We start from the raw sequence: 18,200 nt of genomic DNA, 5'->3' as shown, positions 1-18,200 counted from the left end.
CCGGTAGGGGAGAAGCAAGCGCAGCAGGCGAGCGCGCCGTCACGGTACGGCGCGCTCGCCCGCTATCTCGGGGTCAGATTTCTGCTGATCATTCCGACTGCCTGGATTCTCGTCACCGTCGTCTTCTTTCTCATGCGTGTGATCGGTGATCCGATCACCGCCGCCCTCGGCGGCCGCCTACCCGCCGAACAGATCGCCCAGCGCAAGGCCGAAGCCGGCTACGACCGGCCGATTCTGACGCAGTACTGGGAGTACCTGACCGGATTGCTGCGCGGCGATTTCGGCCGCTCGGCCACCGACAATCGCGCGATCAGTGACGTTCTGCTCGTCAACGGTGCTGCGACACTGGAATTGGCGTTCTGGGCACTGCTGGTCGCCTTCGCGGTCGGCATCCCGCTCGGCTTCTTCGCCGCCACCCATCGGGACCGATTCGGTGACGCCTCGCTGCGGATCTTCGCGATCCTGGCGTATGCGGCACCGGTGTTCTTCGTCGGCATGCTGCTCAAGCTGCTGTTCGCGGTCAAGCTCGGCTGGCTGCCGGTGGCAGGACGAGCCAGCACGAACGTGGAACTGGCACTGCAGAACGTCTCGCCCAAGACCAACATCCTCATCGTCGATTCGTTCCTCTACGGAGAGACGAGCTACACCGTGGACGTGCTCGAGCATGCGGTACTTCCCGCACTCGCTCTGGGTCTGCTGACGGCCGGAGTGTTCCTGAGGCTGGTGCGCGTCAACCTGATCCAGACCCTGCAGGCACCCTTCGTCGACGCCGCGCGCGCTCGCGGATTGAGCGAGGGCACGGTGACGCGACGGCATGCGTTCCGCAACGCCATGATTCCCATCGTCACCGTCATCGGCCTGCAGATCGCCGTACTGCTCGGCGGAGCGGTGCTGACCGAGACGACCTTCGAGTGGCAGGGCCTGGGCTACGAACTCGCCCGGTACCTGCAGGCCCGCGATTTCGTTGCGGTGCAGGGCATCGTGACGTTCCTGGCCGTGGTGGTCGCCGTCGTCAGCTTCGTCACCGACGCGATCGTCGCACTCATCGACCCGAGAGTGAGGTTCTGATGAGCACCGAAGTCGTGCTGTCCGACGTCCCTCCCACCCGTCCGCACCGCCGAGGATTTCCGGGCGTCGCGTTCGTCAAGTCCACGTCGGGGTTGCAACGCGTCACCCTGATCGTCGGGTTGGCCCTGATGGTCGGGTTCGTTGTCGCCGCAGTGTTCGCTCCGCTCCTCGCGCCGTACGGGTTCTCGCAGACCAGCGACGCCGGGCAGGATTTCGCCCGCCAGGCGGCTCCGTCCGCGCAGCATTGGTTCGGCACGTCGGTCCGCGGCGAGGACGTGTTCTCCCGCGTGATCTACGGTGCGAGAACAGCATTGATGGTGATCGCATCGTCGTTGGTGCTCTCGCTGATCATCGGTGTTCCGCTCGGCCTGGCCTCGGGCTACATCGGCCGTTGGTTCGATCGCGTCCTCGTACTGTTCATGGACGCGATGTACGCCTTTCCGTCGCTACTCCTCGCGGTGGTCATCTCGATCGTCGTCGCAGGCGGACAGTCGTCCAGTTTCGGCGGTATCGCGTCCGCGGCAATCGCCATCACGGCGATCTTCGTGCCGCAGTACTTCCGCGTGGTACGCAACGCCACGGTGGCGGTCAAGACCGAACCGTACGTGGACGCCGCCCGGGTCACCGGGGCCGGTACTTCGCGAATCCTGTTCCGGCACATCCTCGCCAACGTGGTGCAGACACTGCCGGTCATCATCACCCTCAACGGAGCCGAGGCCATCCTGACCCTCGCCGGGCTCGGATTCCTCGGCTTCGGTATCGAACCCACCTCCGCCTCGGAGTGGGGCTACGACATCAACAAGGCGCTGCCGGACATCTCCAACGGCATCTGGTGGACGTCGGTGTTCCCCGGCCTGGGCATCGTGCTCGTGGTGCTCGGCCTGACCATGGTGGGCGAAAGCGCAAGCGAGACACTCAATCCGCTGCTGCGCACCCGCAAGAAGTTCAAGAAGGCGGTGAAGGTATGACATCGAGCGTTGTGACTCCACGCGAGTCCGCACTGTCGGTGAAGTCGCTGTCCGTCACGTTCGCCACCGATGCCGGCGAAGTCGACGCCGTCACCGAGGTCTCGTTCGAGGTGTATCCCGGCGAGGTCCTGGCGGTGGTGGGTGAGTCCGGATCGGGCAAATCCGTCAGCGTCCGGTCCGCCATCGGACTGCTACCCGACACCGCACGCGTCGAGGGACACGTGGTTCTCGGTGGCCAGGACGTGACGACGCTGAGCAACAAGGCGTGGGCGCAGTTGCGCGGCAACAAGATTTCGATGGTGTTCCAGGAACCGGGTAGCGCCCTCGATCCGCTGTTCACCATCGGATATCAGATCGTCGAGGCGCTGCGTGCGCACACAGGCGCGGACGGTAAGCGGATGTCGGCCAAGGACGCCAAGTCGCGAGCCGTCGAACTGCTGTCGATGGTGGGTCTGCCCAGTCCCGAGCAGCGGTTCTCGTACTACCCGCACGAACTCTCGGGCGGGCAGAAGCAACGCGTCATGATCGCGATCGCCATCTCGTGCGAGGCGAAGGTCATCATCGCCGACGAGCCGACCACCGCCCTCGATGTCACGGTGCAGGCCGAGATCCTGGAGTTGCTCCGCGATCTCAAGGACCGGCTCGGCTGCGCCATCGTGCTGATCACCCACAGCATGGGCGTCGTCTCGGATCTGGCGGACCGCGTCGTCGTCATGCAGAACGGTCGCGTCGTAGAGGAAGCCCCGGTGGCGCAGCTCTTCGACGCACCCGCGGACGACTACACCAAGAAGCTGCTGGCCGCGGTGCCCACACTGGCCGCGGTGGAGTCCGACAAGACGGTCGACACCTCGGGTGAACCGGTACTCGACGTCTCGCGACTGGTGGTGCAGTTCTCCGGCGGCGTCGGCTCACCTGCGTTCAGGGCCGTCGACGACGTCTCGCTGACCATCCACCGCGGCGAAACCCTCGGACTGGTGGGAGAATCCGGCTCGGGCAAGTCCACGATCGGCAGATGTGTTGCAGCACTGCAGAAGCCGACGAGTGGCAGCGTGACGGTGATGGGACAGAACATCGCAGGCGTGAGCGAACGCAAGCTCAAGCCGCTGCGCAAGCGATTCGGCTTCGTCTTCCAGGACCCGTCGGCGTCACTGAATCCGCGACTGACCGTCGGGCAATGCATCGCCGAGCCGATGATCGTGCACAAGTACGGCTCCACGGATGCGGTCGCCGCGAGGACCACCGAACTGCTCGACGCCGTACAACTGCCGTCGGGCACCGACAAGCGCTACCCACACGAGCTCTCCGGTGGGCAGCGGCAACGCGTCAGCCTGGCGCGGGCACTGGTGCTCGGTCCGGATCTGGTGGTGGCGGACGAGCCGACCAGTGCCCTCGACGTCTCGGTGCAGGCAGCGGTGCTGGACCTGTTCGAGGCGCTACAGCAGGAATTCGGTTTCGCGTGCCTGTTCATCAGTCACGATCTCGCCGTGGTGGACCGCGTCGCGCATCGGGTGGTGGTGCTGCGCAACGGGGGAATCGTCGAAGAGGGAACACCGTGGAAGATTCTGCGATCCCCGGAGGCGGACTACACGAAGAAGCTGTTGGCTGCGATTCCCGGCAAGCGCCTGCACACGTGAGTTCTTCTCCTGACCGGGCACTCCGGTACCGTTGGGGCCGCGCCGCACCGGGCGCTGACATGAACTAGTACACAGGCTGGAGCCGAATGACCGAGGAATCCCAACCCACGAGCGCAACTCACTCGGGCGGTGCCTCCTACGCGGCGGCCGGGGTCGACATCGCCGCAGGAGACCGAGCAGTGCAGCTGTTCGCGCCGCTCGCCAAGAAGGCCAGTAGGCCCGAGGTGATGGGCGGTCTCGGCGGTTTCGCCGGTCTCTTCGCACTCAAGGGCGACTACCGCGAGCCTGTCCTGGCGGCCTCGACCGACGGCGTCGGCACCAAGGTCGCCGTCGCGCAGGCCCTCGGCAAGCACGACACCCTCGGCCTCGACCTCGTGGCCATGGTCGTGGACGATCTCGTCGTCTGTGGTGCCGAGCCGTTGTTCCTGCAGGACTACATCGCCGTGGGCCGCGTCGTTCCCGAGCAGGTCGCCGAGCTGGTCAAGGGCATCGCAGAAGGCTGCATCATCGCCGGCTGCGCATTGCTCGGCGGCGAGACGGCCGAGCACCCGGGACTGATGGCCGACGGCGATTACGACCTCTCGGCCACCGGCATCGGCGTCGTCGAGGCGGATTCGATCCTCGGACCCGAGCGGGTGCGTCCCGGTGACGTCGTCATCGGCATGGGATCGTCGGGTCTGCACTCCAACGGCTACTCCCTCGCCCGCAAGGTGCTGCTCGAGATCAACCACATGGATCTCGGCGGACACGTCGAGGAATTCGGCCGCACGCTCGGTGAAGAACTGCTCGAACCCACCAAGATCTACGCCAAGGACTGCCTCGCGCTCGCAGCCGAGACCGACGTCCGCACGTTCTGCCACGTGACCGGCGGCGGACTGGCGAACAACCTCTCACGGGTCATGCCCGAGGGTCTTGTCGCCGAACTCGACCGCACCACCTGGAGCCCGGCTCCGATCTTCTCGCTGATCGCTCAGCGCGGACGCGTCGAGCGGGCCGAGATGGAGCAGACGTTCAACATGGGTGTCGGCATGGTGGCCATCGTGGCACCCGAGGACGTCGACCGAGCACTTGCAGTGCTGACCGCACGCCACATCGACTGCTGGACTCTCGGCACGGTGAAGAAGGCGACCGGTAAGGACGTCGCCGACGAGCGTGCGTTGCTGCTGGGTAACCATCCGCGGTTCTGACCGCGGCAAGGTTCTGATCGTCCGAACATCGGGCGAACAAGTGAGGGGGAGCCGCTGTGCGGCTCCCCCTCAGTCGTTGTCGTGCACAGTACTAGCGTCGCCAGTCCTCGTACTCGTCTTCCTCGACTCGGGAATGCACATCCGAGTCAGAGTGGATGCCACGATGGGAGTTGGACGAACCACCGGAGAGCTCTCTTTGCAGACTCTCCAAGTCCGTTGTCGGCGAGCTGTACTTGAGCTCACGAGCGACCTTTGTCTGCTTTGCCTTAGCCCTGCCTCGGCCCATGGCGGTGCCCCCTCGCGGACTTGCGGGGCGGCCTGGGGAAATTTGGCGGCCCCGTTAGAGTTGGTATTTCTTCCTGGCACACACTCTAGCGCGCGAATCGCTGCGATGCGCATACGGCACCACGTGTTGGGGGCGCGCACGGTGATGCGACACGCCCGGGCCGGGGGTCGATGCCGCCTGTACCTGCGCATATCCGTGCAGAGGCAAACTATCTTCGTTCTGCGACACGAAATCGGTAGTGCTGCGCGTCATGGTCGCCGCAACGATTCGAGCGCTGCAGCGGCGTCGCGGTACACCTTCGGTGCCAATCCCGGCGCGTCCAGCAGAGTCTGCATCGCTGCGTGATCCCTCCCCTCGAACAGCATCCGCACCGTCACCCCGTGCTCGGGGACCGACGTCACGCTCACGGCGTCACCGCCGCCGAAGACCCCGGGTTCGAGCACTCGGAGATACGCACCCACATCACCGCGCGCGGTGAAGCGACGGATCCAACCGGGCTCGCCCATCCACCGTGCGAACGTTCCGCAGGGCTTGCGGGCGATCGTCACCTCCAACTCCACACTGCCCACCCGCCACCGTGAGCCGATCACCGCATCGGTCACCGGCACACCGGTGGTCCGCAGGTTCTCACCGAAACGTCCGGGAGGAACGGGCGTGCCCAGCTGATCGGCCCAGTACCTCGCCTCGTCCTCGTCGTAGGCATAGACGGCCTGATCGAGTCCGCCGTGGAACTTCGTGTCGCGGCAGTGATCACCACCGATGCCGAGCTCGTGGACGTCCACCGGCCCGTCGACGGGCCGTTTGTCGATGCCACTGTCGACCACCGCGCGGCGTCCGAACGGAACATCGGCGTGCACAACGCAGACAGCGAGAACGGTGCCGATCACCGGCCGCGCAGGCGGTCCACCGCAGCGCGACCGGCCTGGACGTCGTCGTACGACGGGATCGAATCGGGATCGATCGACGCCGCACACGGACCCGCCTCGAGGGCGGTATCGACCGGAACGGTCCGCTTGAGCAGAGCCAGTGCGATCGGCCCCAGCTCGAAGTGATCGATGACGGTACCGAGGCGGCCGACGGAGCGTCCGCCTGCGGTGACCGGATCGCCGGTGCCGGGCCGACCGTCCGCAGAACCGTCGAGATGCAGCAGCACCAGGTGCCGCGGTGGGCGACCGAGATTGTGCACCCGGGAGACGGTCTCCTGCCCGCGGTAGCAGCCCTTCTCCAGATGCACCGCGCCGAACTCGGCGGCGCTGCCGATCCAGCGAACCTCGTGCGGGATGGTCTTCTCGTCGGTGTCCACTCCTACGCGTGGACGCAACGATTCCACGCGCAACGCGTCGAACGCCCAGGTTCCGGCGGGAGCAGCTCCGGCGTCGCGCAGCCGGACGAACCAGTCGGTGATGTTCTCGCGGGGGATCACCACGTCGTACGAATTCTTTCCCGGCCAGGGCATACGCCGAACGAAACCGCCGCCGTCGATCGGCGAAGCACCGTACATCTCGGTCGGAGCAGGCAGGTCGGCCTTGCCGAGCACCGACGACGAGTCGGATCCGAGGACGGTGAGAACGGCGAGTTCGTCGGCCTGGCGGGGTTCGGCCTTGGCCCAGAACACCATCTTCTTCAGAAACGAGAGCAGATCCGGGCCGGCTGCGCGCTCGGTGTCGATGTACGTGACGCCGGCCAGGTCGGTCTGCACGAAGTGATGCTCGATGCGGCCGTTGACGTCGAGACTGAGATTCTCGGCCGAGCTGCCGTCGGCCAGGTTCGTGACGAGTTGGCTCGAGATGGTGTTCAACCAACTCAGGCGCTCGTCTCCGCTGATGGCGAGGACGAAGCGGTGGGACCGATCGATGACGGCAGCGCCGCTGACCGCGTCGCGTTGTTCACCGAACGGATTGCCGTAGTGCCAGGCCACCCCGGCATCGACGCTGTCGTCGGGGGAGGGCACTGCGCCGGGAAGTGTCAGAAGTGGACTCGGGCTGATCGTGACTGTGTCGGACACAGCTCCATAGTAGGAGCCCGTCGGCGAGGCAACTCGATGACCGGTCCCTTTACACCCCCGAAACGGCGACGACACGGCACCGCGACGACGCCTACCTACCGTGTCGATCCATGAAGAAACTGGCGCATCCAGCCGCGCAGATCGGCCTCGCCGCGATCGGCGGCATCGTGTTCGGGTTGGTGGTCGGCGAATGGGCCGCGAACCTGAAGTTCATCGGCGATCTGTTCATCCGACTGATCCAGATGTCGATCGTCCCGCTGGTGATGGCCTCGGTCATCGTCGCCACCGGATCGATGGCAGGAGCGGGAACCGGCAGGATCGCCTTCCGCACCTTCAAGTGGATGATCGGGTTCTCGGTGGTTGCGGCCGTGCTGGCCTGGGTGCTGAGCAGCATCGTCCGCCCGGGCGCGGGCATGGTGTTCACCCAGCAGCTCGATCCGTCGCTCGAGGAATCGGCGGGAGAGGCGCTCGGCTGGCAGGACACCTTGCTCAACTTCGTCAGCACCAACGTGTTCGACGCCATGTCGACGGCGACGATGGTGCCGATCATCGTCTTCTCGCTGCTCTTCGGTATCGCGCTGCGCAGTCACATCACCAAGACCGGCAACACCCAGGTGCTCTCGTTCATGGACCAGATTCAGCAGATCGTCCTGACGATGATCCGGCTCGTCATGGTCATCGCCCCGGTCGGCGTGTTCTGTCTGCTCGCCGCGCTCGCCGGAGACGTCGGGTTCTCCGTGGTCTCCACTGCACTGAGCTACCTCGGCACCACGCTCCTCGGGGTGCTGATTCTGTTCGCGCTCTTCGTCGTGGTCGTGACGATGCGCACCCGATTGAACCCGTGGAAGCTGCCCAGCAAGCTCACCGAGCAGACGGCCGTCGCAGTGACGACCACGAGCTCGGCCGTCACCTTCCCCACGGTGCTGCGCAACACCGTCGAGAAGGTCGGCGTCAGCCAGAAGGTCGCCAACTTCACGCTGTCGATCGGGCTCACCATGGGCTCGTACGGTGCCGTTCTCAACTACATGATCGTGGTGATGTTCCTCGCGCAGGCAGGCAACATCGAGTTGAGTCTCGGGCAGATCGTGCTCGGCATGGGTCTGGCGGTTCTGCTCAACATGGGCACCATCACCGTGCCCGGCGGATTCCCCGTCGTCGCGATGTTCCTCGCGACCTCGCTCGACCTACCGTTCGAGGCCGTCGGCCTGTTGATCGCCGTCGACTGGTTCGCCGGAATCTTCCGTACGTTCCTCAACGTCAACGGAGACACGTTCGTCGCCATGCTCGTCGCCAACGCCGACGACGAGATCGACCGCGATGTCTACAACGGCACCAAGGTCGTCGTCGCCGAGGATCTCGACCTCGACGAGTACGCCGACGCGATGGCGGCGGCCGACCGAGCGGATTGATCGAACGCGTCCGCTCCCCTCTAGGGTGACGGGCATGTCGGAGTCGGTAGTGGTGACGTTGGACGGCCGGGTGCACGACGCGAATCGGCCGTTGCTGTTCGCCGACGATCTGGCCGCGGTGCGCGGCGACGGCGTGTTCGAGACGCTGCTCGTGCGCGACGGCGCGGCGTGTGCGGTCGAGTTGCATCTGGCTCGGCTGGTGGCGTCCGCGAAGGCACTGGACCTGCCCGTTCCCGATCTCGACCAGTGGCGCGCCGTCGTCGAACAGTCCGTCGGCCTGTGGGCGCGAGAGTCCGAGGACGAGGCAGTCCTGCGTCTGGTTCTCAGCCGCGGACGCGAGGGCGGCGGTGACCCCACCGCGTACGTGACGGTGGGAGCGCTGCCCGAGCGAGTGCGAGCCGCGCGCACCGACGGGGTGTCGGTGATCACGCTCGACCGCGGCTACTCGGTGGACTTCTCGTCCCGAGCGCCGTGGCAGCTCGCGGGGGCCAAGACGTTGTCGTATGCCACCAACATGGCCGCGCTCCGGCACGCGTCCGCTCAGGGCGTCGACGACGTCATCTATCTCAGCAGCGAGGGGCGGGTGCTCGAAGGTCCGCGCTCGACGGTGGTGCTCGCGCGCGGTAAGACTCTCGTCACACCGTCGGTCGAACAGGGCATCCTGGCCGGAACCACGGTCGCCGGGTTGTTCTCCGTAGCCGAGTCCGCCGGATGGACGTGCGAACGCGGACACCTGTATCCGGCGGATCTCATTGCCGCAGATGGTGTTTGGCTGGTCTCGAGCGTCACTCTCGCCGCGCGGGTCACGACGATGAACGGCGTCCCGCTCGGCACTCGGCGGCACACCGACGACGTTCGATCGATGGTCGATGCCGCCGTGGAGACGGCCGAAACTCGGTAGGAGTCCAACGACTCTGCCGAAGGACTCTTCCCTACTACTACTCGTAGTAGTACTGTCGAATTCGTCGCGGGCCAACGCCCTGACCTGCGGTGTTACCCGTCACAGTACGGGTGGAAGAGTTCGGAGCCCTGATGGACGCCTTGGATGTCTCACGTTGGCAGTTCGGTATCACCACCGTCTACCACTTCATACTCGTTCCCCTCACGATCGGCCTCGCTCCGATGGTGGCTGCCATGCAGACCATGTGGGTGATCACCGGCAAGGACTCCTGGTACCGACTGACCAAGTTCTTCGGCAAGCTCTTCCTCATCAACTTCGCCCTCGGTGTCGCCACCGGCATCGTCCAGGAATTCCAATTCGGCATGAACTGGAGCGAATACTCCCGCTTCGTCGGTGACGTGTTCGGCGCTCCGCTCGCACTCGAAGGCCTCGTCGCCTTCTTCCTCGAATCCACGTTCCTCGGACTGTGGATATTCGGATGGAGCAGACTCCCCAAACTCGTTCACCTGGCCACGATCTGGCTCGTCGCCATCGGCGTGAACGCCTCGGCGTACTTCATCATCGCCGCCAATTCCTGGATGCAGCATCCCGTCGGCGCGATCTACAACGAAGAGACCGGCCGCGCCGAACTGACCGACATCTGGGCACTGCTCACCAACAACACTGCACTGGCAGCATTTCCACACGCCGTGGCCGGAGCGTTCCTCACCGCCGCGACCTTCGTCGCAGGCATCTCCGGCTGGTGGATGGTCCGCGAGGCTCGTAAAGCGAAGACCGAGAACGAGTTCGACACGCTCCCGGCCCCGGCCACCGGGGTCGCTGCGCAGGCTCCGCTCCCGGCCGATGGGGTCACTGCGCAGGCTCCGCTCCCGGCCACCGACTCGCGTTCGATGTTCAGGTCGGCAGCGCGCATGTCCTTCATCGTCATGATCGTCGCGGGCGGCGCCCTCGCCATCACCGGAGACATCCAGGGCAAGCTCATGTTCGAGCAACAACCGATGAAGATGGCATCCGCAGAATCGTTGTGCGACACCGAGACCGGAGCCAGTTTCTCGCTCCTGACCGTGGGCACCCACAACAACTGCGAGTCCGTGGTCCACCTCATCTCGATCCCCGGCCTCACCTCGTTCCTGGCGGAGAACGACTTCGGTGCCACCGTGCAGGGAGTCAACCAACTGCAGGAGCAGTACGAGCAGCAGTTCGGCCCGGGCAACTACAAGCCCAACCTGTTCGTCACCTACTGGGCATTCAGGATGATGATCGGACTGGCCGCAGGCTCGGCACTGCTCGCGATCGCGGGACTGTGGGTCACTCGGGGTGGCCGGATTCCCGACCAGAAGTGGTTCTCGCGGTTGTCACTGCTGGCCATTCCGACGCCGTTCCTGGCGAACAGCGCCGGTTGGATCTTCACCGAAATGGGCCGCCAGCCATGGGTCGTCGCACCCAACCTGTCCGGCGTCGATCAGATTCGGCTCACCGTCGACCAAGGTGTCTCGGACCACCCCGTCGGCCTCGTTCTCGCCTCACTGGTGACGTTCACACTGCTCTATGCCGCTCTCGGTGGTGTGTGGTTCTACCTGCTCCGACGCTACGTGGTCGAAGGGCCTCTCGAACACGACGCGCATCCGCACGTCGACCCACCGGAATCGGAAGACGAAGAGCCCAAACAGCTCTCGTTCGCCTACTAGGGGATAGCAATGTCACTGCCCGAATTCTGGTTCTTCGTCATCGGCTTCTTCTTCGTCGGCTACTTCGTGCTCGAAGGGTTCGACTTCGGCGTCGGAATGCTCATGCCCATTCTCGGGCGGCACCCCGATTCCGCCACGGGGGAGAAGCGTCGACGCACCGTACTGAACACGATCGGCCCGGTCTGGGACGGCAACGAAGTCTGGCTCATCACCGCAGGCGGCGCGCTGTTCGCAGCGTTCCCCGAGTGGTACGCAACATTGTTCTCCGGCTTCTACCTCCCGCTGCTGCTGATCCTGGTGGCACTGATCCTGCGCATCTGCGCCATCGAATGGCGTGGCAAGATCGACGATCCGGTGTGGCGCAGGCGCTGCGACATCGGCATCGGTATCGGCTCGTGGGTACCGGCGGTGCTGTGGGGCGTTGCCTTCGCCAACATCGTGCGCGGCGTAGCCATCGACGAGAACAAGAAGGTCACCGCCGGCTTCTTCGATCTGCTCAACCCCTATGCACTGCTCGGCGGAGCCACGATGGCACTGGTGTTCGCGCTGCACGGCGCGGTGTTCATCGCACTCAAGACCTCGGGAGACGTGCACGAGGACTCGGTGAAAATCGCAGCGCGATTGGCAATTCCGGCAGTTCTCGTCGGCGGATCATTCGCTGTGTGGACCCAACTCGCCCACGGCAAGACATGGACCTGGGTACTCGTCGGCGTGGCAGCGGTGGCCCTGCTCCTCGTCGTCGCGCTGACGGCGAGAGTGCGCGAAGGCTGGGCCTTCGTGTTCACCAGCATTGCCATCGTTGCGGTTGTGGTGCTGCTGTTCGCCTCCCTGTTCCCGAACGTCATGCCGTCGAGCACGGATGCCGCCTTCGATCTCACCATCGGGAACGCGTCGTCCAGCCCGTACACACTGAAAGTGATGACCTGGGCCGCAGCGTTCGCCGCACCCATCGTCATCGGATACCAGGGGTGGACGTACTGGGTCTTCCGCCAACGCATTTCGAGTGCCCACATCCCGGACTCGATCGGACTGACGGTGAAATCGTGACCGCCTCCGCTCGCACGCGGGGACCGGTCGATCCCCGACTGTGGAAATACTCTCGATCCGCGCGGGGCTACCTGATCGTCACGGTTGCACTGTCGACCGTCGTCACGCTCTGCATCATCGTGAGCGCGTTGACAATCGGAACTGTGCTGGCAGGGGTCATCACCGAACCGACGGCCAGATCGCTGTCCGCCTGGACGACGGAACTGGCGGTGCTGGCGGGCGCAGTGGCCGTCCGTGTGCTGGCAACCGGAGCTCAGTCCCGCTACGCGCACCGGTCGGCGTCACGTGTGGTGGCCGAGCTGGAAGTGGAGGTGCTCACTGCAGCAACGCGATTCGAGCCTCGCGAGCTCGACCGCGAGCGGGAAGAATTGGTCGTCGTCGTGACCCGAGCAATCGGGGGTCTGCGGGCGTACCTGACCGGATACCTGCCGGCGCTGGTGTCCGCGGCCATCGTCACTCCGCTGGTTCTGATCGTCATCGTCACCCAGGACGTGACGTCGGCGGTGGTCATCGCGGTGACCTTGCCGCTCATTCCGATCTTCATGATTCTGATCGGGTTGCTGACCAAGGGCCGAGCCGCGGCGACGCTCTCCACGATGACCAGGCTGTCTGCACAGTTGCTCGATCTTCTGGCCGGCCTGCCGACCTTGCGCGCGCTGCGTCGCGAACACGGACCGGCCGCTCGCATCCGCGCACTGGGCGACGCGCACCGACGAACCACCATGCGCGCGTTGAAGATCGCCTTCCTGTCGTCGATGGTGCTCGAGTTGCTCGCGACCCTGTGCGTCGCGCTCGTGGCCGTCGGCATCGGATTGCGCTTGGTCTTCGGCGAGATGACTCTCGAATCGGGCATCATCGCGTTGATCCTGGCCCCCGAGGTGTACTTCCCGCTGCGCGCCGTGGGGACCCAGTTCCACGCAGCAGAGGACGGCGTCGAGGCCGCGGAGCGCGCCTTCCGAGTCCTGGACAGGCGTACGACACAGCCGACCGGCCGCCGGACCGTCGACGCTGCGACCGCGGACATCGAACTCGCCGGACTCACCGTCGCGAGCCGGGACGGCGACGCTCCGGCCCAGTTGAGTGCGCTGTGCCGCCCGGGCACCATCACGGTACTGACCGGGCCCAACGGCTCGGGTAAATCGACTGCACTGCACGCGGTTCTGGGACTCACGACGCCCACGAGCGGCGCGGTTCTGGTCGGCGGTGTGCCCGTGGTCGATCTCGATCTCGACCGATGGTGGGCACAGGTCGCCTGGCTTCCGCAGCGGCCGATACTGCTTCCCGGCACGCTCCACGAGAACGTCACCCTCCACGGCATGCCCGCCGCCGCCGCACTGGACGCGGCCTGCCGCGCTTCGGGATTCGATGCCGTACTGCGAGAGCACCCGAACGGCTGGAACACCCGCGTCGGTCAGGGTGGAGTCGGTCTGTCGCTCGGCGAGCTGCAACGTCTGGCTCTGACCCGAACGTTCGTCTCCGCTGCTCCGGTGATGGTGCTGGACGAGCCCACGGCGCACCTGGATGCGGCGAGCGAACGGACTGTGCTGCAGGCCCTTCGAGATGCAGCCGATCGCGGCGTCACCGTGGTGATGGTCGGTCACCGGCGCTCGGTACTGCACGCCGCAGACCGCGTCGTCGAGGTGCGAAGCAGCTCAGAGGTGGCACGGGAGTTCGATCATGTCTGATCTACGACGCGCGCTGGCCCTGTTCGAGCTCTCCCCACGGCGGGTGGCACTGGCCGTGGCCGCAGGCGTGGCAACTCTCGGCAGCGCACTGGCACTCGCCGCACTGTCGGCATGGTTGATCACCCGAGCGTGGCAGATGCCTCCGGTGCTGGATCTGACCGTCGCAGTGGTGGCCGTTCGTGCATTGGGCATCTCCCGCGGGGTGTTTCGCTATCTCGAACGATTGACCACACACGACGCGGCCCTGCGCGGTACGACGGCAGCGCGCACGAGGATCTACGAACGACTGGCGAACGGGCAGGGCGCGCTCACTCTGCGGCGCGGTGACGTCCTGGCTCGCACCGGGGCGGACGTCGACGTGCTCGGCGACGTCGTCGTACGCGCGATCGTTCCCATCTGCGTCAGCGTCGTGATGATGCTCGCAGCCGTAGGACTGGTCGCCGCTATCGCGCCTGCCGCCGCGTCGATCCTGGCGGTGTCCTTGCTGATCGCGGGGGTGGGCGCACCGATCCTGGCGGCGCGGTCGGCACGGGTCGCCGAAGAGGCCGGAGCCGACGCCGACGCGCGGTTCACCGAGACGGCCGTTCGGGCACTCGACCACGCCGCAGAGCTGCGGGTCGCCGGACGACTCGACGCGACGCTCACCGAAGCCAATGGGGCAGCTCAGGACTCGGTTCTCGCACGCGACCGGGCGGCACGACCGTCGGCGCTGGCCGATGCCGCCGGTCCGCTGTCGATCGGTGCATCGGTGATCGGGTCCTTGCTCGTCGGCATCGGGCTGTACGGACCGACCGGAGGCACCGCAGGTGGCATGACACCGATGGCCCTGGCCATCGTCGTGCTGGTTCCGCTGGCCGCCTTCGAAGCGACGGCGGCACTGCCCGGAGCGGCAATCGCCCTGATGCGTGGACGAATCGCGGCAACTCGAATCCTGGCCATGCTCGATGCGGCTCCGCCGCAGTGGCGTGGTCATGTGCCCTCTGAGGCACTTGACCGCACCACTGCGCGAAGCGCACTGATCGGACCCAGCGGATCGGGCAAGAGCACGATGCTGCGGGAGTTCGCCGAGGAATGCGGTTCGGAGGCAGCGCTGTTCGCCGAGGACGCGCACCTGTTCGACACCTCGATTCTGGAAAACCTGCGGGTGGTGCGCGGCGACGTGGACGAACAGGAAGCAATCAGGGCACTGCAGAAAGTCGGCCTCGGTCCATGGCTCGACGCTCTGCCGCTCGGAGTCCACACCACCCTGGTGGGCGGCGCACAGGCCGTCTCCGGGGGAGAGCGCCGCAGACTGCTGCTCGCGCGGGCTGTGCTCAGCACGGCACCGATCGTGCTGCTCGACGAACCGACCGAGCACCTGGACCGAATCTCCGGCGAATCGATACTGCGCCAGCTGCTCACCACGGACGGAGGATTGTTCGGAGCCGACCGAACAGTGGTGGTCGTCACCCATCAACTGCCGGAGCGCACCGACGCCGACCAGGTGATCGACCTCGGCTCGGACAGTGCGAAAAAACTCTTTGCCGACTCGGAAACTCGGGCGTACGTTGTGAAGTACACGAGAGAGGAGGTGGTCTGAAGTTGATGAACTCTAGGACGCGTGAGGTGGCTGTCAGCTAGCCGCAATCGCTGACGGATTCACTGCGAAGACCGCGCGAGCGGCAAGCGAATCCCAGACAGCTACCCGGCCCCCGAGCCCCCGACCTGTCCGGTCAGGACCTGACATCAGGTATGGCTCGGGGGCCGTTCGCGTGCAGTGGGTAGTGCTGAAGAGTCAGCCGATGTAACGAGTCAGGCGCGCGGACAACCGCGGTGCCAATGGGCCGTCGGCGACGACTCGTTCTTCGACGTACGCGAGATCCCCGCCTTCGACAATGCCGTAGAGCCGCTTGGCCCCTCCGACCAACGCACCCGATGTGCTACGGATGACGACATCGGTGGCCAGTTCCCAGGACGACTTGGTGAGTGCATGGCCGTAATACAGTTCGACGACGCCGGTGCTGTGTGTCAGCAACAGCTCGACGACCTCTTCGTCCTCGGAACCCTTGAGCCCGTTGCCACCGCTCATGCGCCAGAACCCGGTTTCGCGGAGATCGGGGTGTGCGAAGTTACCGTCGGAATCGAGTCGCCACGAACGTGATTCCCAGCTCAGGTAGCTACCGCCGTCGTGGGTGACGACGATCTGCTGACCGAAGGGGTAGTCGGTACCGGACTCGGGGTCGTGTCCTTCGCCTTCACCGCGCCACACGCCGACGAGAGGCAACAGAGCGAGCATCGACGGGTGCAGATCGGGGCCGAGGCGGAGGTTGGCCGTGTCGTCGGGATGCGGGATGTCCGGCAGGACCGGAACGTTCCGCGTCGACGCGTCGGCGAACTTCTGCTCGGCAGCCGCTATTGCTTCGTCGCCACTGGTGATGGGGGTATCGAGCCCCTCGTCAGCACTGCCGGGTCGACCCGCAACCGGTTCTGTCACGATTCGTCGTTGACCAGTCGGTAGACGACATACAGCGAAAACGCGATGATGGCTACTGCCGCAAGCGCCAGCAATACCTCGAAGAAGATGACCACGAGAGCGAGTTTAACCCGCTGCGATCGTCGTCGAGAACAGCGGCCCGAATCCGGGCTGTGTCCTTGGTGACATCTACCCAACTTCGGGGCCGTCAGTGCGCTGGATCACTCGTATTGATGGAGAAAGCCCGGCGAGCAGGTACCTTCTTCGGGGGGCGTCGGGTGCTCGAGGGCGAGGGCTCGACGTTTTTCACTGTGTTCTGTCGAAGGCTGGGGAGGTCTCCGTAACAATGCTGCGTCGTAAACGGACATCGTCGTTCGGATCCGTGTCGTTCAAATCCGCGGTGTGTGCACTGGCGTTGGCTCTTGCCGCACCGGCAGCCGCGCTCGCCGCCCCGGATTCGGGATCGGCGGATTCCGGCTCGTCCGACTTCGGGTCGTCGCAGGGCCCGAACATCGACCCCAACAATTACGCGCAGGACTGCCCGGATGTGTTGATGCTCGCCGTGTCCGGTGCCACCGACTCGGATTCGGGGCGCAATCCTCTGAACGAGGAATCGTCGACGGTGGCGTCGAACTGGGTCGGCAACGTCACGGTTCCCACCGGTGAGGTCAATGCAGGCAGCCCGGGCACGGTCGGCTGGCTGTACGTTCCCTACGCATCGACGTACGGCGTCGGTGTGCTCGACGACGTTTCGACCTATCAGAACACCATCGCCGAAGGCATCGCGTCGACGAATCGTCTGATGGACGAGTACAAGACCAAGTGCGGTGACAGGACGAAGTTCGTTCTGGTCGGGTACAGCGTCGGCGGCGAGATACTCGACCGGATGGCCGTCGAGATCGGTCACCGCGATCCCGACGCGCTGGTCACCGCCGACGATATTGCCGGAGTGATGATGGTCGGATCGCCGTACCGGCCGGCCGGGGTGCCGAATTTCGATGACGAGCCCGGCGAGTCACTCGGTGGATTCATGGACCAGTCGCCACGGGACTACGGAACGTTGACCGACAAGGTCACCTGGTCGTGCCGACCCTGGGATCTCTCGTGCGATGCGCCCGACAAGATCGAACTGCTGCAGCTGGCCCTGGGGGTTCTGGGCCAGATGCGCTTCACCCTGCTCAACCCCGTTCAGACGGTGGCCGATTTCGCCCGGACGGTGGCCACGATCGCCACTCGTGCGATCGTCGACATCGCGACGAACAAGTCGTGGCTCGAATCGGACGAAACGCTGCTACAGGTCCTGGTGAAGGTGTCCGACCAGCAGTATCAGGTCGACGACGCCAAGGCGGTGGCGGCTCTGTCCCCCGACCAGCTGCTCGCCGACCTCAACTGGGCACTCGGGCCGGGTGCGGACACCGTCGAGGCCAAGCTGCGCGCCGAGGGCGAAGGAATGGTCGAGAACAACAAGGGCATCGCCGACGTCGTACTCGGGCCGTACCTGCTGCTCGGATTCCTGCAGCACCTGTCGTACTGGTACAACGACCCCAACGACGGTTACGAGTGGGAGAGCGAGAAGATCGTCGCGTGGGTGACGGACCTCGCCCGCACCGAGCGCGAGAAGAAACAAGCACCTGCTCCCGACACCGCCGCACCGCAGGACTCGCCCGCCGAGGCCCCGGCCGAACCTCGATTGCTGCCGGAGCCGGGGACGGTCACCCAGATCAGCGATCTCGGCGCGTTCCTCGAGTCCCAGGGAATTCCGGTACCGGAAGGGATGTTCCCGCCGCAGTACTCGACGGTTCCCGATCCGGCGGCCCCGGCACCCGTTCCCAACTAGAGGCCTCCGGAAGAGCGAAAAACCCCCGCACCT

General features: G+C 65.4%; 15 protein-coding genes. 11 read left to right on the top strand and 4 right to left on the bottom strand.

Annotated elements, in window-relative coordinates:
• Nucleotides 1–81 precede the first annotated feature (81 nt).
• The 4 genes from CH274_RS01205 to purM all read left to right on the top strand — a co-directional run bounded on the left by CH274_RS01205 (nt 82) and on the right by purM (nt 4,857).
• Nucleotides 82–1,068 carry an ABC transporter permease gene (locus tag CH274_RS01205; RefSeq protein ID WP_045200293.1) on the top strand — a complete coding sequence of 329 codons (987 nt, stop codon included), beginning with the start codon at nt 82–84 and terminating at the stop codon, nt 1,066–1,068.
• Nucleotides 1,068–2,036: an ABC transporter permease gene (locus CH274_RS01200; RefSeq protein ID WP_094656572.1), complete on the top strand. Its 969-nt coding sequence runs from the start codon at nt 1,068–1,070 to the stop codon at nt 2,034–2,036. Before CH274_RS01205 ends, CH274_RS01200 begins: the two co-directional genes overlap by 1 nt.
• A complete protein-coding gene (locus tag CH274_RS01195) occupies nt 2,033–3,670 on the top strand; it encodes an ABC transporter ATP-binding protein (protein ID WP_094656571.1) in 1,638 nt (545 codons plus the stop codon). Before CH274_RS01200 ends, CH274_RS01195 begins: the two co-directional genes overlap by 4 nt.
• A gap of 86 nt (nt 3,671–3,756) precedes the next feature.
• Nucleotides 3,757–4,857 (top strand): phosphoribosylformylglycinamidine cyclo-ligase, encoded by a 1,101-nt coding sequence (gene purM / locus CH274_RS01190; RefSeq protein ID WP_032376541.1) that lies wholly within the window; start codon nt 3,757–3,759, stop codon nt 4,855–4,857.
• Between the two features lie 91 nt (nt 4,858–4,948).
• Here the strand turns inward: purM and CH274_RS01185 are convergent, their stop codons facing one another.
• The 3 genes from CH274_RS01185 to ygfZ form a co-directional block, all read right to left on the bottom strand.
• Nucleotides 4,949–5,143 (bottom strand): DUF3073 domain-containing protein, encoded by a 195-nt coding sequence (locus tag CH274_RS01185; protein WP_082073787.1) that lies wholly within the window; start codon nt 5,141–5,143, stop codon nt 4,949–4,951.
• Nucleotides 5,144–5,391: 248 nt separating this feature from the next.
• Nucleotides 5,392–6,030 carry an MOSC domain-containing protein gene (locus CH274_RS01180; RefSeq protein ID WP_032395912.1) on the bottom strand — a complete coding sequence of 213 codons (639 nt, stop codon included), beginning with the start codon at nt 6,028–6,030 and terminating at the stop codon, nt 5,392–5,394.
• Complete coding sequence (ygfZ, locus tag CH274_RS01175; protein WP_094628474.1) at nt 6,027–7,148, bottom strand: CAF17-like 4Fe-4S cluster assembly/insertion protein YgfZ; 1,122 nt, start codon at nt 7,146–7,148, stop codon at nt 6,027–6,029. Before ygfZ ends, CH274_RS01180 begins: the two co-directional genes overlap by 4 nt.
• A gap of 110 nt (nt 7,149–7,258) precedes the next feature.
• On the opposite strand from ygfZ, the gene CH274_RS01170 reads away from it, so the two are divergent.
• The 6 genes from CH274_RS01170 (at nt 7,259) to CH274_RS01145 (ending at nt 15,457) form a co-directional block, all read left to right on the top strand.
• Nucleotides 7,259–8,557, top strand: coding sequence for a dicarboxylate/amino acid:cation symporter (locus tag CH274_RS01170; protein WP_094628472.1), 1,299 nt, complete (start codon nt 7,259–7,261; stop codon nt 8,555–8,557).
• 34 nt (nt 8,558–8,591) lie between these two features.
• A complete protein-coding gene (locus tag CH274_RS01165; RefSeq protein WP_094656570.1) occupies nt 8,592–9,458 on the top strand; it encodes an aminodeoxychorismate lyase in 867 nt (288 codons plus the stop codon).
• Nucleotides 9,459–9,589: 131 nt separating this feature from the next.
• A complete protein-coding gene (locus CH274_RS01160; RefSeq protein ID WP_094628484.1) occupies nt 9,590–11,146 on the top strand; it encodes a cytochrome ubiquinol oxidase subunit I in 1,557 nt (518 codons plus the stop codon).
• 9 nt (nt 11,147–11,155) lie between these two features.
• Nucleotides 11,156–12,193, top strand: coding sequence for a cytochrome d ubiquinol oxidase subunit II (gene cydB / locus CH274_RS01155; RefSeq protein ID WP_094656569.1), 1,038 nt, complete (start codon nt 11,156–11,158; stop codon nt 12,191–12,193).
• Entirely contained in the window at nt 12,187–13,878 is a 1,692-nt protein-coding gene (gene cydD / locus CH274_RS01150; protein ID WP_094656573.1) for a thiol reductant ABC exporter subunit CydD, read from the top strand. Before cydB ends, cydD begins: the two co-directional genes overlap by 7 nt.
• Entirely contained in the window at nt 13,871–15,457 is a 1,587-nt protein-coding gene (locus CH274_RS01145; protein WP_141214749.1) for an ATP-binding cassette domain-containing protein, read from the top strand. Before cydD ends, CH274_RS01145 begins: the two co-directional genes overlap by 8 nt.
• A gap of 195 nt (nt 15,458–15,652) precedes the next feature.
• Here the strand turns inward: CH274_RS01145 and CH274_RS01140 are convergent, their stop codons facing one another.
• Nucleotides 15,653–16,294, bottom strand: coding sequence for an FABP family protein (locus CH274_RS01140; RefSeq protein WP_045200287.1), 642 nt, complete (start codon nt 16,292–16,294; stop codon nt 15,653–15,655).
• Nucleotides 16,295–16,712: 418 nt separating this feature from the next.
• On the opposite strand from CH274_RS01140, the gene CH274_RS01135 reads away from it, so the two are divergent.
• Nucleotides 16,713–18,167, top strand: coding sequence for a cutinase family protein (locus CH274_RS01135; protein WP_256993448.1), 1,455 nt, complete (start codon nt 16,713–16,715; stop codon nt 18,165–18,167).
• Nucleotides 18,168–18,200: the final 33 nt, after the last annotated feature.

The organism is Rhodococcus sp. 06-418-5, from assembly GCF_002258285.1.
Lineage (GTDB): Bacteria > Actinomycetota > Actinomycetes > Mycobacteriales > Mycobacteriaceae > Rhodococcoides.
This window is presented reverse-complemented; position numbering and strand designations above follow the sequence as displayed.

Coding starts and splice junctions, on each gene's coding strand:
- CH274_RS01200 (WP_094656572.1), top strand. CDS start 1,068: ATGAGCACCGAAGTCGTGCTGTCCGACGTCCCTCCCACCCGTCCGCAC.
- CH274_RS01195 (WP_094656571.1), top strand. CDS start 2,033: ATGACATCGAGCGTTGTGACTCCACGCGAGTCCGCACTGTCGGTGAAG.
- purM (WP_032376541.1), top strand. CDS start 3,757: ATGACCGAGGAATCCCAACCCACGAGCGCAACTCACTCGGGCGGTGCC.
- CH274_RS01185 (WP_082073787.1), bottom strand. CDS start 5,143: ATGGGCCGAGGCAGGGCTAAGGCAAAGCAGACAAAGGTCGCTCGTGAG.
- CH274_RS01170 (WP_094628472.1), top strand. CDS start 7,259: ATGAAGAAACTGGCGCATCCAGCCGCGCAGATCGGCCTCGCCGCGATC.
- CH274_RS01165 (WP_094656570.1), top strand. CDS start 8,592: ATGTCGGAGTCGGTAGTGGTGACGTTGGACGGCCGGGTGCACGACGCG.
- CH274_RS01160 (WP_094628484.1), top strand. CDS start 9,590: ATGGACGCCTTGGATGTCTCACGTTGGCAGTTCGGTATCACCACCGTC.
- cydB (WP_094656569.1), top strand. CDS start 11,156: ATGTCACTGCCCGAATTCTGGTTCTTCGTCATCGGCTTCTTCTTCGTC.
- CH274_RS01145 (WP_141214749.1), top strand. CDS start 13,871: ATGTCTGATCTACGACGCGCGCTGGCCCTGTTCGAGCTCTCCCCACGG.